General features: G+C 67.9%; 12 protein-coding genes. 10 read left to right on the forward strand and 2 right to left on the reverse strand.

Annotated features, from left to right (window positions below; genetic code table 11):
• Positions 1–213: 213 nt before the first annotated feature.
• On the forward strand, positions 214–1290 hold the full coding sequence (locus ACIN94_RS12790) for a TIGR03118 family protein (RefSeq protein ID WP_400703937.1): 1077 nt from the start codon (positions 214–216) through the stop codon (positions 1288–1290).
• A 216-nt stretch (positions 1291–1506) separates the two neighbouring features.
• Positions 1507–2241 (forward strand): hypothetical protein, encoded by a 735-nt coding sequence (locus ACIN94_RS12795; protein WP_400703940.1) that lies wholly within the window; start codon positions 1507–1509, stop codon positions 2239–2241.
• A 998-nt stretch (positions 2242–3239) separates the two neighbouring features.
• On the opposite strand, the gene ACIN94_RS12800 is transcribed toward ACIN94_RS12795, so the two are convergent.
• On the reverse strand, positions 3240–4604 hold the full coding sequence (locus ACIN94_RS12800; protein ID WP_400703943.1) for an acyltransferase: 1365 nt from the start codon (positions 4602–4604) through the stop codon (positions 3240–3242).
• 150 nt (positions 4605–4754) lie between these two features.
• Here ACIN94_RS12800 and ACIN94_RS12805 point away from each other — a divergent pair, with 150 nt between their 5' ends.
• A complete protein-coding gene (locus tag ACIN94_RS12805) occupies positions 4755–5600 on the forward strand; it encodes an SDR family oxidoreductase (RefSeq protein WP_400703946.1) in 846 nt (281 codons plus the stop codon).
• 119 nt (positions 5601–5719) lie between these two features.
• Here ACIN94_RS12805 and hydA read toward each other — a convergent pair whose 3' ends face one another.
• Positions 5720–7129, reverse strand: coding sequence for a dihydropyrimidinase (gene hydA, locus ACIN94_RS12810; protein ID WP_400703949.1), 1410 nt, complete (start codon positions 7127–7129; stop codon positions 5720–5722).
• Positions 7130–7220: 91 nt separating this feature from the next.
• On the opposite strand from hydA, the gene ACIN94_RS12815 reads away from it, so the two are divergent.
• The 7 genes from ACIN94_RS12815 (at position 7221) to ACIN94_RS12845 (ending at position 15658) form a co-directional block, all read left to right on the forward strand.
• On the forward strand, positions 7221–8000 hold the full coding sequence (locus ACIN94_RS12815; protein WP_400703952.1) for a GntR family transcriptional regulator: 780 nt from the start codon (positions 7221–7223) through the stop codon (positions 7998–8000).
• Between the two features lie 74 nt (positions 8001–8074).
• Positions 8075–9160 carry a BMP family protein gene (locus ACIN94_RS12820; RefSeq protein ID WP_400703955.1) on the forward strand — a complete coding sequence of 362 codons (1086 nt, stop codon included), beginning with the start codon at positions 8075–8077 and terminating at the stop codon, positions 9158–9160.
• Between the two features lie 9 nt (positions 9161–9169).
• Positions 9170–10747 (forward strand): ABC transporter ATP-binding protein, encoded by a 1578-nt coding sequence (locus ACIN94_RS12825; RefSeq protein WP_400703958.1) that lies wholly within the window; start codon positions 9170–9172, stop codon positions 10745–10747.
• Positions 10744–11859 carry an ABC transporter permease gene (locus ACIN94_RS12830; protein WP_400703961.1) on the forward strand — a complete coding sequence of 372 codons (1116 nt, stop codon included), beginning with the start codon at positions 10744–10746 and terminating at the stop codon, positions 11857–11859. Before ACIN94_RS12825 ends, ACIN94_RS12830 begins: the two co-directional genes overlap by 4 nt.
• The gene (locus ACIN94_RS12835; RefSeq protein WP_400703964.1) at positions 11852–13750 is read left to right on the forward strand and encodes a PfkB family carbohydrate kinase; all 1899 of its coding nucleotides are present in this window, start codon (positions 11852–11854) and stop codon (positions 13748–13750) included. Before ACIN94_RS12830 ends, ACIN94_RS12835 begins: the two co-directional genes overlap by 8 nt.
• Positions 13731–14891 carry an SIS domain-containing protein gene (locus tag ACIN94_RS12840; protein WP_400703967.1) on the forward strand — a complete coding sequence of 387 codons (1161 nt, stop codon included), beginning with the start codon at positions 13731–13733 and terminating at the stop codon, positions 14889–14891. The genes ACIN94_RS12835 and ACIN94_RS12840 overlap by 20 nt, the downstream gene beginning before the upstream one ends.
• A complete protein-coding gene (locus tag ACIN94_RS12845; RefSeq protein ID WP_400703970.1) occupies positions 14888–15658 on the forward strand; it encodes a sugar isomerase domain-containing protein in 771 nt (256 codons plus the stop codon). The genes ACIN94_RS12840 and ACIN94_RS12845 overlap by 4 nt, the downstream gene beginning before the upstream one ends.
• The last annotated feature ends 1 nt before the right edge of the window (position 15659 follow it).

The raw sequence follows: 15659 nt of genomic DNA on the forward strand, positions 1-15659 counted from the left end.
CTCGGCAGAGCTGCCCGGCACGGACTGCTGCCATGCTGAGGAGATGACTCCCCGCTGAGTCTCTTCTGGAGGGCTGAGTCTCTTCTGGAGGTAGGTGGAGCGAACCGCATGGAACCCCATAAGGAACACTTACCGTTCGAGCTGTCGTGAATCGGCTGGGGCCGCCACCTGCGTTGTTAGCGTGATCGCACGTCAACGACCAGAGGAGGCCTGATGATCATCGGGCGGCGACGACATGCCATTCTCTGCGCTGCGGCTCTCGTTCTGGGCACGACCGGTTTCCTCCCCGCCGCGGCCCAGAAGACGACATCAGCGCCTTCCCACCCGACCCGGTTCAGCGAGGTCGACCTCGTCTCGGATATCCCCGGCCGGGCCACCATCACCGACCCCAAGCTCGTCAACCCCTGGGGACTCGCCATGGGCCCGGGGCTCTGGGTCTCCGACAACGGCACGGACACCGCCACCGTCTACGGGGGTGGCGGCACGGCGGGACCGATCGTCAAGGAATCGATTGAGGTGGCGGTCCCCAGCGCCCCCACCGGCCAGGTGTCCAACCCCGGCCCCGGCTTCACGGTCACCGGTCCGGGTGGCTCAGGTCCGGCACGCTTCATCTTCGCCACCGAGAGTGGCACCATCGCCGGATGGAACTCCACGGCGGACCCCGCCCACGCGGTCGTGGCCGCCACGGTTCCGCACGCGAACTTCAAGGGCCTGACGCTGGTGGACGGTCGCCTGCTGGCGGCTGACTTCTTCCACCGCAGGATCGTGGTCTTCAGCCAGAACTTCCAGCGGATCCCCGGACTCTTCCGCGATCCCTTCCTGCCGGCCGACTACGCGCCGTTCAACGTCGCGGCCATCGGCGGGACCGTTTTCGTCGCCTACGCCAAGACGGCGCCGGGGAGTTCGGACGAGGTCACGGGACCGGGCGACGGATTCGTCAGCCAGTTCAACGCCTCCGGCCGCTTCATCCGGCGCTTCGCCTCCCGCGGCCCGCTCAACGCGCCCTGGGCCATCACGGTGGCGCCGAGAAGCTTCGGTTCCTTCGCCGGAGCGCTGCTCGTCGGCAACTTCGGGGACGGCCGGATCAACGCCTACAACCCGAGGACCGGCCGCTACCTGGGACCGCTGCGCCGGGCAAACGGAACGCCCATGGCGATCGAGGGCCTGTGGGGCCTCGAACCCGGCACGGCGGCCAACGGAGGCCAGGACGCGCTCTGGTTCGCCGCCGGGATCGGAGAAGAGGCCCACGGTCTCCTCGGTCTGATCGTCCCGGCTCCGCCCCCGAGGTAGCGGGGGCTGGGGCTGTCCCGGACGGCTCCCCGAGGGGGAACGCCCGCTCCGGACCCGTCCGAGACAGCCCCCGGGTAGGTAAAACGTTCCCGGTCACACTCCGGAACCCCGTCCTCGAACGGCCGGCTCGGGATACCTTCGAGGACGCCTCGGGAGCCTCCCGGAGGCGGCGGCCGTACGGCCCGGCGGAAGATCGACACCGCGAGGACGGGAAAAATGACAGCCATCGCAGCGGCGCTGCTCGCATCAGGTCTGATGTTGGTGGGCTGCGACCCGGTGCAGGTGGGCGGCGTCGGCGGCCTGGTGAAGGTGGAGCCCGTCCCCGGTCCGGAGCAGCAGGAGACCGTCTCCTACGACGTGTCCGACGCGCTGAACGCGCTGCGGGTCGCGACCGGGACCGGGAGCATCGAGGTGACGGAGACCACCAGGTCAGGCGTCCATGTCACCGAGAACCTCCGGTGGAAGGGGCACAAGCCCGTCACCAGGCATCCCGTGGACGGCGGCACGCTGACGCTGGACTATACGTGCCCGCCCGAGGGCAACACCTGGGACGACTGGGTGTGCGTGGTGGACTACCGGGTGGAGATCCCGCACGGCCTCAAGGTCAGGGCCGACTCCGGAACCGGGGTGGTCACGTTGCACGCGCTGTCGGGCACGGTGGATGCGCGGTCGGGAGCCGGCGACGTCGAGGCCGACAACCTGTCGAGCCCGCAGGTCACCGCCTCGACCGGCACCGGCGAGGTGAACCTGGGCTTCAGCGGCCCGCCCGAAGCGGTCGAGGTGAGGACCGGCACCGGCGACAGCGTGGTACGACTGCCGCAGGGCGCGTACCACGTCATGACCGCCACCGCCATGGGGCTGGCGCGGATCGGCGTCGTCGACGACCCCGCCTCACCGCGCCTGATCCGGGTCTCCAGCGCCACGGGGGACATCGACATATCGCAGGGATGAGACGGTTCTCGCCCCTGCCGCGGTTTCACGCGGTACGGCACGCCGATGTCCACGGCCAGGCACCCGGCCGGGGATGACCGGATCCGGCCAGTGGGTAACCCCTGGGGGAGGCCGGCGCGTCTCTCACGCATCGCCAGGATTCCGGAGAAGCAGTGACGTATCCCCCGCAACGCCCGCAACCGCCGTACGGCCAGCGCGCCCGGCAGCCGCCGCACGGTCAGCACGCCCGGCAGCCGCCCCGCTGGCAGCAGCCCCAGCCCTATGGCCGTCCGCGGCAGCCGCCGCGGGGATACCGCCCGCAGCCCTACCCACCCCGGCACGTCCAGTACGGCCATCCCGGATCCGGCTACCCGCCGCCCCCATCGCCTCCGCCACCGAACAGCGTCGGCATGATCATTGCCCTGGTCGCGGGACTGTCCCTCGCGCTCGTGACCGGCGTCATCGGCACCATCCTCGCCATCGGCAGTGCCACTGCCGTCGCCGACGACGAACAGCTCCGCTCCGTCCCGGGCGAGGCGCAGTCCGCCGACACCGCAACGCCCGTGGAGACCGGCCAACCGGCTGCCGAGCAGGCCAACGGGACGGACCAGCTCACCGCCGTACAGCCTCCCGAACAAGCCGGCGGAACGGACCAGCTCACCGCCGTACAACCCCCGGACAGCCCGGGGAGGCGGACCAGCCGCCGCCAAGCCTGCCAAGCTCCAGTTCGGGGTGATGTTCGGACAGCAGAAGGGCGAGTGGCAGCTCGGCTAGTGCCGCGACCGGCAAGGTTTGCCCGGAAGGAGCGGCGTCCAGGGTGGTGCATCGCAAGGCGGAGGAGGAGGCCGTAGCGGAGCCTACGGCCGACGACGACAACGCGGCGAGGTGCCGCCCTGGGCGACGCGACGGGGCAAAGATTGACGGGAGGGGCACTAGATCCTGTCCTTCAGATCATGTAGTCGGATGGCGGAGCCAGACCCTGATCAAGGCAGCACCGTAGGCCGGGGCCGCCGGCCCGATCACTCCTGCGCCGGATGCGAATACCGCCAACGGACCAACCCCAGAACGGCGACACCGCCGAAGTAGGCGACCAGCACCCTCACGGGCAGGCCCGCCGGCCCGTGGTAGCCCGGGCCGGCCAGAGCGAGGGCCAGAAGCCCGGCGAGCACGGCGCCGGCCCCGGCGACCGTCAGCGCGGTGGGCAGCACGCCCCTCACCGCGCTCACGGAGCCGGCCCGCGGCCTCGTACGCTGCTCGAAACGCCCGAACACCGCGACGAGAAGGGCGAGGATCAGCGCCAGGCAGGCGAGCCAGGGAACGCGCAGGAGCACCCAGAGTGCCGACCCGGGCGTGGCATTGGGCATCACCGCCGTTCCGTAGAGCGCCAGGACGCCGATCACGACGGCGGTCATGTGCCAGAGGAAGAGCGTCATGATCACCGAGTTGACCGCCACCACGACGGTCCACGGGCCCAGCCGTCGCAGCCACCGGTCCCCCCGGTCACGCATCCACAGGGCGACTCCCGCCTGCGTGACGGCCAGAGCCAGGAGGGCCAGCGTGGGCGGGGAGGTGTTCTGTACCTTCTCCCCTCCGAATCCCACCATGCTGACCGGATAGGGGCCGACCACCGTGAGAAGCACGAGGGCGACGGACCCGGCCGCCGCCATCGGTAGAGCCACGCTCCGCCGGGACGGCAGGCGCCCGTCCTGCCAGGCGAAGCCGAGTTGATGCACGGCCAGCCAGCCGAGCAGGAAGTTCGCCTGTCCCACGTAGGGAACGGCCGGCACCAGACGGGCCAGGTCGCCCCCGCCGACCAGGGCCGTCAGGACGATCGGCACGGCCAGACCCGCACGCCGGTGCAGGGCGTACATCGGCGGGGTGAGGACCATCACGGCGATGTAGGCGACCAGGAACCACAGCGGGATCGAGGTCAGCCAGACCGCCTCACCGATCAGAGCGGGCTCCGTCCCCAGGACCCCGGCCGTCAGGGCCGCCACCACCATGCCGCCCAGCAGCACCGTCGTCGGCCGCAGAAGCCGAGCGGTCCGGCTCAGCACCCAGCCCGTGGCGTTGCCGCCCCGCCCTCGATGGGAGGCGAGGGACGCGGCGTTCACGAAGCCGCCGACCAGGAAGAACAGCGGCATCACCTGGAACAGCCACGTCAGCGGACGGGTCCACGAGGCGACCTCGAGGATGCTCCCGCCGTGGAAGCCCCTGCCGTCGTGAGTCACATAGATCGACAGCCAGTGCCCGATGACGACCGCTGTGATCGCGACGGCGCGCAGCAGGTCGACATAGCGCTCCCGCTGCGGCGGGGTCCGCTCGGCCAGCCGCCGTGCCCGCCGCATCATCCGCCGAGCGACCCGGACAGGGTGCGCTGCCATTCCCTGACGCTTGACATGATGAGAACCTTCCTCCATCTATGTCATCTCAAGCGGCCTCCCATCCGTGAGGATCGAGGCGAGACGAGACTCCGCGTCCCGCGGCCCGAAATCCGCTGGCCTCAGCACGCCACGACATGAATACTCACGATCATGAGCCATACGGATTCCGCCCCTGAGACGGACTCTCCGCTGCGGAGAGAACCGCTGCCGCTACGCGGCCGAGTCGCGTTGGTGACCGGAGCAAGCCGACGGTCCGGCATCGGATACGCCATCGCCCGCCGGCTGGCGGCGTTGGGCGCCAACCTCTTCCTGCACCACCACCTCCCGCACGACCGCGACCAGCCGTGGGGAGCGGATCCCGGCGGGCCGCAGGCCGTGGCCGACGGAGTGGCCGAGGCCCTGGCCGACGGAGACGCCACCATCCACCACCTGGGACTCGACCTCGCCGACCCCGACGGCCCCATCCAGCTGATCGACGCTGCGACCGGGAAGTTCGGCCACCTCGACATCCTGGTCGCCAACCATGCCCGCAGCGGCGGGGACGGCCCTCTCGGCGTGTTGGACGCCGCGATGCTGGACGCGCACTGGTCCGTCAACACCCGCTCCACCATCCTGCTGGCCCAGGCCTTCGCCGCCCAACACGACGGGCGCCCCGGCGGACGGGTCATCTTCATGACCTCCGGCCAAGACCTCGGCCCCATGCGCCATGAGGTCGCCTACGCGGCCAGCAAGGGAGCACTCGCCTCCATCACCCCCACTCTGGCCGACCACCTCGCCGACCGGGCGATCACTCTCAACACGGTCAATCCCGGCCCCGTCGACACCGGCTACGCCCAGCCCGACGAGCTTCACGCCCTCAGCCGACACTTCCCCGCGCAACGCTGGGGAACCCCTGACGATCCCGCCCGCCTCATCGCCTGGCTCGCCACCGACGAAGCATCCTGGATCACCGGACAAGTGATCAACACCGAAGGAGGGTTCCGCCGATGGGGCTGACCGCCCCACGAGAGGGCTGGACCCGGCCCCAATACCGTTCGAGCGGGGATTCCTCGTGTCGCATGCCCTGGCGAGCCCACAGGACCAGTACGGCGGAACGCGACAAGACATTTCGGTGGTCAGCAGAGCAGACGGTCCTGGACGAGCGGCCCGGACTCCAGTGCCTTCCCGCGGTGTCCGGCGACGTGAAGCACACCCTGGTGGAGAAGAACCTCACCCTTCACTATCACCGTGCTGGGCCACCCGGAGAGTGACTTTCCCTCGTAGGGGCTGTAGTCGGTGGCCATGTGCAGTCCATTGGCGGTCACCGTACGGGTCTCGGCCGGATCGATGATGATGAGGTCGGCATCCGAGCCCGGCGCGATCACTCCCTTCCGGGGGTGGATTCCGTTGAGCCGCGCGGGATTCGCGGCGGTGAGAGCGACGAACCTCTCCAGGGGCAGCCGCCGACGTCGCACGAGTTCGGTGAAGATCACAGGCATCCGCGTCTCGACGCCGGGCATGCCGTTGGGCATGACACGCACGTCAGAACGGTCCGCCCGCTTCTGCTCAAGGGTGTAGCAGCAGTGGTCGCTACCGATCGTGTCGACCTCACGGGCCAGAGTTCGGCGGACGACTCCGGCGACGGTGCTCGCCGACCGCAGAGGAGGGCAACACACGTACAGTTCGGGAGACTCGCTCTGGTACACGCTGTCGTCCAACGTTAGGTAGTGCGGGCATGTCTCCGTGTAGGCGCGGACACCGCGTGCGCGTGCGCGCCTGACCTCGCTGATGGCCGCTGGCGTCGACTGGTGAACGAAGTACACCGGAACATCAAGAGCTGCCGCGGAGGACAGGACCTCACGTACGGCGGTGACCTCGGCGAGCTCGGAGCGGGTGTGGGCATGTCCTGAGGCGTCGATGCGACCGGCGGACGCGGCCTTGTCCTGGTCGCTCTCCACGAGATGGTTCGCCTCGGCATGCACGTAGGCCATGCCGCCCAGAGTTCGCAGTGACTTCATGACCCTCACAACGGTGCCGGGATCCGCCATGACGACGTCGCGGTAGGTGGTGAAGAGTTTCACGGTACGGACCCCGAGTTCGGCCATCTCACGCAGCTGCCCGGGCACACTGTCGTCCCAGTCGATGACGCAGGCGTGCAGGGCTGCGTCGCACACGCCCAGTGCCGCAGCTTGGCGCCGCTCGAGGACCGCCTCCAGGGGAGTCTGACCGGCAGTGGGGATGGCGAAGTCGACGACCGTGGTGGTCCCTCCCCACAGAGCCGCCGTCGTGGCCTCGAGATAACCGTCATGAGTTGTGTAGTCGCCGAGCGACATACCGATGTGGGTGTGCGGATCGACTCCTCCGGGCAGCACGAGGTGTCCGGTCGCGTCCACGACACGCGTGTCATCGCTGGTAGGGGGGATGGGCTCCCCCGCGGCGATCACCTGGACGATTCGCCCATCACGCACGACCACTGTTGCCGGCGCACTCCAGTCGTCATTCACCACCAGCCCACCGACCACAAGAAGATCCGGTGATTGGTTCATTTTCCACTCCCTCGACGCAATTTCGCGGACACTCTTGACGGGCTTCTTGTAGGTCAGGTTGGATGTCCAACAACCTACCAAGGAGACATGCATGGAGGAAGAGCCGAGTTGGGATCTCGGATCCTGGCCAGGGAGACGGTCCTCGCTGCCCAACGAGATCGCTGCCGCGCTCGCTTCGCGCATTCGCTCGGGTGAGGTGCCGCCAGGTACGAGACTTCCCAGCGAGCCGGAGTTGGCACGCAGTCTCAACGTCAGCCGCAACTCCGTTCGCGAGGCCATGAGCGTGCTTCGGGAGCAGGGGCTCGTCGCGACCAAGCAGGGCATCGGCACCTTCGCTCTGGATCCCAGCCGTGATGCGCACTTCCCGGTGGACGTCGGCATCGAGCACCTCATGAGCACCACCGAGTTGATCACCCGGGCCGGGCACAAGGCGGGCAGCCGGGGCTACAGATTGGTGACGGGCCCGGGGAATGCTGGCATTCGGCAACAGCTACGACTCGGGCCGGAGGAACAGGTCCACTGCGTCGAACGGGTGCGGACGGCGGACAACCTGCCGGTCATCTTCTGCCGTGACTATCTCAGCGTGACGCGCGTTCCGGCGAAGCTCATGGCGCAGTACAAGGGAGACGAGTCGCTGTTCGTCTTCCTGCAGCGCGACTGTCGGCTCGAGGTCCACACAGCGCGCGCGGACATCGTCCCTTCCCTACCCAGTCCGCGGGTCGCCGAGCTGCTCCAGGTGACCCGGCGCAAGCCGTTGCTCGTGCTGAACCAGCTCCACTACGACGACGACGGAGCACCGTTCCTGTACAGCGAGAACCACTTCAACCTCGAGTACATGGGCCTGCACGTCCGCAGGACACCCATCACCTAGCCGTTCGGTCTTCCCCTCGATTGCGCTGACCTCGTGGTCATCGGCTTCACCTCAGAGATTGCCCAGGAGGCATCGTGACCCACACTCACCACGCCAGCGCGCGGCGGCGCGCCGCGACGTTTCTCGCTTTCGGGAGCGTCGCCGCACTGGTCCTGTCGGCCTGCGGTGGAGGTCCCGCCTCCTCCCCTGCCGCCACCTCATCGTCCTCCGCCTCTGGTGGGGTCGGCGCCGGTTCCGCTGCGGGCAAGACCGCGACCCTGGTCAGCATCCAGTCGGTGACAGACAAGGGCGTGATGCAGGACTTCGTGGCCGGTTTCAAGGCCGCCACCGAGAAGGCGGGCATGAAGTCGAACGTCGTCGTCCTGACCGACGCGTCCACCTACGAGTCGACCCTTGAGAGCGTGTCGGCTCGAAGCGACCTCATCTTCACCACCTTCCCGCCCATGATCCAGGCCGTGGAGAAGGTCGCGCCGCAGCACAAGGCGGTCTCCTACGTGCTGCTCGACGCCCGTCTCGGCACGCCGCAGAGCAACGTCCAGGAACTGTTCTTCCGTGAGAACGAGTCGTCCTACCTCGGCGGAATCGTCGCTGGAAAACTGACCGAGACGAAGAAGGTCGGTTTCCTCGGCGCGCTCAAGCAGGACGTCATCGACCGGTACCTCGTCGGATTCCAGGCGGGCGTCAAGTCGGTGGATCCGGATATCAAGGTCTGTTACGCCTACGTCGGGTCTCTCGGCGACCCTGCCCTCGGTAAGCAGTTCGCCAACACGATGTACGACCAGGGCGTCGACATCATCCACGCGGCCACCGCCGGAACGCAGGTGGGCGTTTATCAGGCCTCAGAAGAGAAGAAGAAGTTCCTGGTCAGTGCCGATGTGGACGTTCGTCCGCTGGCTCCCGGCTACGGGCTGACGGCTACCGGCCCGGACTTCTCCGGTGCCGCGAAGGTCGCGGTGGAGCAGTTCGCCGCCGACAAGTTCAAGACGGGTCTGCAGGTTTACGGCCTGGCTGACGAGGCCGTGCGGATCCTGCCCTACAACGACAAGCTCGTCCCGCAGAACGTGCAGGCCGACGTCGAGAAGGCCAAGCAGGACATCATCGCTGGAACGATCCAGGTGCCCGACGACAAGTCGGTCGACTCGATCAAGAACTGCGCGTAAGGGTCACCGATGACGGGTTTGGGTGCGGTGACGGAGGGTGCCGCCGATGGGCGGCATCCTCCCGCCGACAGAATTGCGCTGGAGACGACCGGGCTGACCAAACGGTTCGGTGCTCTGGTGGCGAACGACGACGTCGGGCTCCGGGTGCCGGGCGAGACGATCCACGCTCTCGTAGGTGAGAACGGCGCGGGCAAGACCACGCTCATGCGCATGATCTATGGCCTGTACGTGCCGGACTCGGGAACCATCCGTCTGCACGGTAAGCCGGTCGCCTTCGGGAGCCCGCGCGACGCTCTCGCGCATGGTGTCGCCATGGTGCACCAGACGTCACTGCTGGTCGGTTCGCTCTCCGTCGCCGAGAACGTCATGTTGTCGCTGGCCGGGCGGAGCCGATCCCCGCGGCGGGCCGTGATCGAGCGACTCGCCCGACTCAGCGGCGAGAACGGGCTGGGCATCGATCCGCGGGCGGTCGTGGACTCGCTGTCCGTCGGGATGCGTCAGCGTGCCGAGATCCTCGGCGCGCTCTACCACGATGCCAAGTTGCTCATTCTGGACGAGCCGACGACCGTACTGACTCCCAAGGAGGCCGCGCGCCTGTTCGCCGTGCTGCGTGACGTGACCACGCGCGGCACCACCGTCGTGCTGGTCACACACAAATTGCGAGAGGTCCTCGCTGTCACGCAGAACGTGACAGTGCTGCGGGGCGGCAAGGTGGTGGCGGAGGCCCCGACCGCCGAGCTTGACGAGAAGAAGCTCGTCCGGCTGATGGTCGGGCGAGATGTCTCCTTGACGGTGAGCGAGACACACCCCGTCTCCGGACCCGCACCTGTCAGGGAATCACCCACCCTCGAGGTGGAGGATCTCGTGGTGGTCGACAAGATCGGCTGTCGCCGTGTCGACGGCGTGTCTCTCAGCGTTCATCCGGGAGAGATTGTCGCGGTCACCGGTGTGGAGGGAAACGGGCAGCGGGAGCTGGTCGAGACGATCGTGGGATTGCAACGTTCCACAGCCGGTCGTATCCGGTTGGGCGGCGTGGACGTCACGAGCGCCGGCATCGGCCGCCGGCGGCGACAGGGACTTGGCTACATTCCGGAGTCACGTCCCACAGACGGGCTCGCAAACGAACTGCCCATCGAGGACAACCTCGTTCTGGGGCAACATCGTCGCGCGGCGTTCGCCCGCAACGGACTGCGCAGGATCCGCGCGACACGTGACTTCGCCGTCCGCCAGATCGCCGATTTCGACGTCGTGGCGAGCGGTCCGGGCGTCGCCGTCGGAACGCTGTCCGGCGGTAACGCGCAGAAGGTCGTCGTCGCCCGCGAGGTCAGCAAGCAGCCGAAGGTGTTGCTCGCGGTACAGCCCACTCAGGGGGTGGACGTCGCGGCCGCGTTCGCGATCCGCCAGACCCTGAGACGGCTCAGGGACGAGGGCATGTCGATCCTTCTCGTCACGTCTGACCTGCGAGAGGCGTGCGACCTCTGTGACCGTGCCGTTGTTCTCTACAACGGATCGATCGCGGGGGAGCTGGACCGGAGCGAGGCGACGGAAGAGAGCCTGGGAGGCCTGGCCATGGGGGTGACCGCGTGAGCACTCTTACCCAGGGCCCGCGCCGGATCGTACTCGGCACGACAGGGCTGAGGATCCTCGCGATCGTCGTCGCCGTGATCCTGGCCGCCGTCGTCGGCGCCCTCGTACTGCTCTCGGTGGGCGAGGACCCGCTGGAGGCGTACCGAGGGCTCTACGACGGTGCCTTCGGGTCGTCGACGGAGATCAAGGCGACGCTGGCCCAGAGCACACCACTCATCTTCGCGGCACTGTCCTTCGTCGTGGCGTTCCGTTCCGGGATCTTCAACGCCGGTGGGCAAGGCCAGGTCGTCATGGGCGGGTTCGTCGCGGCGATGATCGGCTCAAGTCCCGCACTCGCCGGGCTGCCAGGGCCGGTGCTGGTGAGCCTGGTCATCGTGGGCGGAGCGGTCGGCGGCGCCCTGTGGTCGCTTCCGCCCGTCCTGCTCAAGGTCTGGTGGGGAACCAACGAGATCCTGACGTCGCTCATGCTGAGCTACGTCGCGGCCCTGCTCAACGACTACCTCGTCCAGGGACCGTTTCGAGCCGCCTCGGTGCAGCCGGGCTCGAACGCCCAGACGGAGAGCCTGCACCCGGCCGCGCACTTCCCCGTGGTCCTGCCCGACTCACGGGTGACGTTCCTGCTCCCTCTCGGCATCGCCGCGGCCGTATTCATCTGGTGGGCGATGCGCCGCACCACACTCGGGTATGAGCTGCGCTTCTTCGGTCACAACCCCCAGGCCGCGCGTGCGGGAGGAATCGGCACGACCCGCGTCATGATCACGGGCATGCTGTTCAGCGGGGCCCTGGCCGGGATCGCCGGAGCCGCGGTGGTCGGTGGAGTCTTCCAAGCAGACATCACCCCGTTCCCCGCGGACATCGGCTTCAACGGGATCCTCGCCGCGTTGCTGGTGGGCACGTCGCCGCTACTGGCGCCGTTCGCTGCGATCTTCTTCGGGGCCCTGTCCCAGGGAGGTCTGGGTCTGCAGATCTTCACCGGTGTCTCTCAGTACATCGCGTCGGTCCTCACCGCCACGGTGATCCTGTTCATCGCACCGCGGGGACTGCCGGAGACGTGGACCAAGATCAAACGACGATTCACTGTCCGTTCGGTGAGCGGAGGCCACCGTGAATGACCTCATCGGTCTGCTGGGACCGGGAATCCTACTGGCCGCGCCGATTCTCTACGCGGCACTCGGCGGCATCTTCACCCAACGAGCCGGTATCTTCAACATCGGTCTCGAGGGCTTCATGCTGCTCTCGGCCTACTTCTCGGTCGCCGCGGCAAGCGCCACAGGTTCACTCCTGGTGGGAACGCTGGCCGGAGTGGCGGCCGCGGCACTGACGGCCGCGGTCATGGGCGTCATCGTGGTCGGGTTCAAGGCGGACGAAGTCATCGTCGGTATCGCCGTGAACGTGTTCGCCCTTGGGCTGACCACTTTTCTGCTGTCCAACGCCCAAGCCTCCGAAAGCCGTCTGGAGCTGGCCGCCGGCTATCCCCAGCTGCACCTTTCCTGGCTTGATGACGTGCCCGTTCTCAACCAGGTGTTCAACAACCGTGACGTCCTGGTGTGGGCACTGATCCCTGCGGTCCTCGCCGTGAGCTACGTGCTCCGCCGCACGAGTTTCGGACTGCGGCTCAAGGCCGCGGGTGAGGCCCCACTGGCGGCGCGCGCCGCAGGAGTACGAGTCGCCGGTGTCCGGTTCGCCAGCGTCGTCATCAGCGGCGTCCTGTGTGGAATCGCGGGCGCGCAGCTGGCGATCGGGTCGGTCCACCTGTTCAGCGAGAACATGACCTCGGGGCGAGGGATCATCGCCTTCGCCGCAGTGATCTTCGGCGCCGGTCTCGTCAGCCGCACGACGGTGGCCTGTCTGCTGTTCGGGTTCGCGCAGGCGCTCGCCGGTCTCCTGCAGATCCGGACCGACTTCCCGCCCCAGTTCGTGCTCATGGTCCCCTTCATCCTGACCATCCTCGCCGTCACCCTGAGCGATGCTCTGCGTGGTCGGCGGGTCCGGCGGCCTGCCGAGGAGGTCACCGCCGAAGACGTGCTCGTCGCGGAGTCGGCAGGCATCGTCGTCGCCGGCCATCTGACCATCGACGAGATCCGGTTGCCGGACGGACAGACACTGCCAGCCACCACAGGAGGAGCCGCGGGCTACGCGGCGCTCGGTGCGTTCCTCGCCCAAGGGGACGCCGCCATCGTCGCTCGTGTCGGCTCCGACTATCCCCTGGCGCGGCTGGAACTCCAGCACCTCGACGGAGGACGTGTCCACACGGACTCGGTCAGGGTCCTGCCGGGCAGAAGCATTCACAACGTCGCCTGGTACGCCGCGGACGGCGCGCGGGTATTCGACATCGAGAGCTTCGACGTCCTGGTCGCGCAGACCCCGCAGCCCGAGGACCTGGCCGATCTGAAGCTTGAGGGCCGCTGGGTTCTCGTGGCGCCCACCACCCTTGAGCAACAGCGGCATCTCGTGGAAGAACTCAAGGCGAGGGGTGCCCGTGTCGCCCTCGACACCGAGCTTCACTACCTCACCGTCCCGGACGCACTGGAGCGGTTGCGTGACCTGACGCGTCTGTCGGACTGTTTCCTGCCCAGCATCGAACACATCCGGCACCTCTTCGGCGCCGGCACACCAGATGATCCCGCCTCGCTCCAGGCGGCGGTCGCATCGTTCGACTGTCCCCTGACGGTCGTGAAGTGCGGACGCGACGGTGTCGTCGTCTACGACTCCGGCGCACCGCAGGGCGCGACCGTCCCGGCGGTCTCCGACCTCGAGGTGTCGGATCCCACGGGGGCTGGCGACAGTTTCAACGGAGGCTTCCTCGTGGGATTGGCCAGAGGCGAGCGAGCCGTGGCGGCTGCCGTCACCGGCTGCGTGGCGGCGTCCTTCGTGGTGCAGTCCGTCGGCGTCGAGGTGCCCACTGTCTTTTCAAGTCTGGAGCGGGCCAGTCGTTATCGACTCCTGTCCCGCATCGAGACACCATCGTTGGAGAGGGAAGAGCTTGTCCAAGACCAGAGCTGATGACACGCGAGCCACGGAGAATACGCCGGCTCAGTCGCTTCTGGAGCAGGAGATCCCGCACCAGCCAGAGGTTCTGCGCCTGGCAGCCGACTCGTTCGGCGGCCCGGTCGCAGCCCTGCTGGAGGCCGTCTCGGGCCGGGATGTCGACGACTGGGTCGTCACCGGATGCGGGGACAGCCTGTTCGCCGGCATCTGCGCGGAGGTGTGGTTCGCTCGGCTGGCCGGACTGCGTCTGCGCGCGCTGCACGCCATGCACCTGTCCCGGGAGACCTACCAGTCACTGACCTCGCGCTCCGTCGTGCTGGCGGTGTCCCACTCGGGAACCACCGCACGAGTGCTGGAAGCCGCGCGTGCCGCCCGCTCCCGCGGTGCCTACGTCGTGGCCGTCACCGCCAACCCCGAATCTGAGCTGGCCCGTACGGCCGACATGTGGATCGACAACTCCGTCCGCGAGGAGAGGTCGAACTGCCGAACCGCCAGCTTCCAGGCGGTCTCGCTGTTCATGCGGATGCTCGCCGAGGGACTCGCGTCGAAGGCCGGCCGGGAAATCCCCTCGTTCGATCCCGACCGGCTCACCCCCTACATCGAGGAGTCCCGCCGTCAGGTCGCGGAGATCCCGGAGTCGAAGCTCGCCGGCGACCACTGGATCTACACGGGCAGCGGACTGGGTCTGGCCGTCGCCGAATACGGGATGGCCAAGGCGTATGAGGCGGCGACGATCCCCGCTCACAGTGTCGAGCTTGAACAGATGATCCACTGCGAGATCTTCACCGTACGGCCGGAAACCGTAGTAGTGATCATCTCGCCGGCCGGGCGGGCGGTGTCCCGGGCGGTCGAACTGGCCAAGGGGCTCGAAAAGCTCGGCACGGTGACCATCGCCATCACCGATCACGAGGAGTTGGCGACGGCGTGCACGCACGCGCTGCGGCTCCCCGAAGGTCTCAGCGAGGACGACCTGCCGTTCATTGGAATCCTTCCACTGCAGTGGCTGGCGTTGCGGCTCGCGGAATCCCGTGGCGAGAATCCCGATCTCGTCAACAACAAGTGGGTCAACCGCCCACTCATCGACCACTCGGACCAGTGGGGGCCTGAGATGTATGAGACCGGCACGCCCGCCGGCCTGGGGAGGGGTCAGGCATGAGCACCGACGCCCCCGCTTCGACCACCTATCTGCGTGACCTGCGGGAACTGCTGCTCCGCATCGAGACCGAGCAGGCCGGCCAGGTGGAGGCGGCCGCCCGGACGATGGCCGACTGCATCGCTCGCGGTGGCATCGTGCACCTGTTCGGCAGCGGCCACTCCATGCTCCCGGCACTGGAGATCTTCCCGCGTTACGGCAGCTTCGTCGGCCTTCACCCACTGATCGACCCTCGGCTGTTCTGGTTCAACGTTCTCGGCTCCTTCGGCGTGCCCGAGATGCTGTTTCTGCAGAACACCGAGGGGTACGCGGACGTGTTCCTCGACGGCCAGCACCTCCAGGACGGCGACGTCCTGCTGATCTTCTCCCACGGAGGCACCAGCGCCGTGGTGGTCGACGCGGCGCGGTACGCCAAGAGCCGGAACATGACCGTCATAGCCGTCTCCTCATCCTCGGCGAGCGCCGCCACGGCCCGCCACAGTTCGGGACAGAAACTGGCCGATCTCGCGGACCTGACCATCGACACCTTCGCGCCCCGCGGCGAGGCACTCGTCGAGGTTGACGGTCTCGCCGAACCGGTGGGTGCCGCCACGACCGTCCTGGCGATGTCCGCCGGGCTTGCGGCGGTCGCGCGCACGGCTGAACTGCTCGTGGAGGCCGGTCATCCCATCGTGCAGTCGGTGCGCGCGGAGGCGGACGAGAACAGCGCCTATCGCTCGGTGTACGACGCCTACGAGGACACGCTGAGACGAAGGCAGTCAGGCCAGTGAT

The organism is Streptosporangium sp. NPDC087985 (genome assembly GCF_044741965.1).
Taxonomy (GTDB): domain Bacteria; phylum Actinomycetota; class Actinomycetes; order Streptosporangiales; family Streptosporangiaceae; genus Streptosporangium.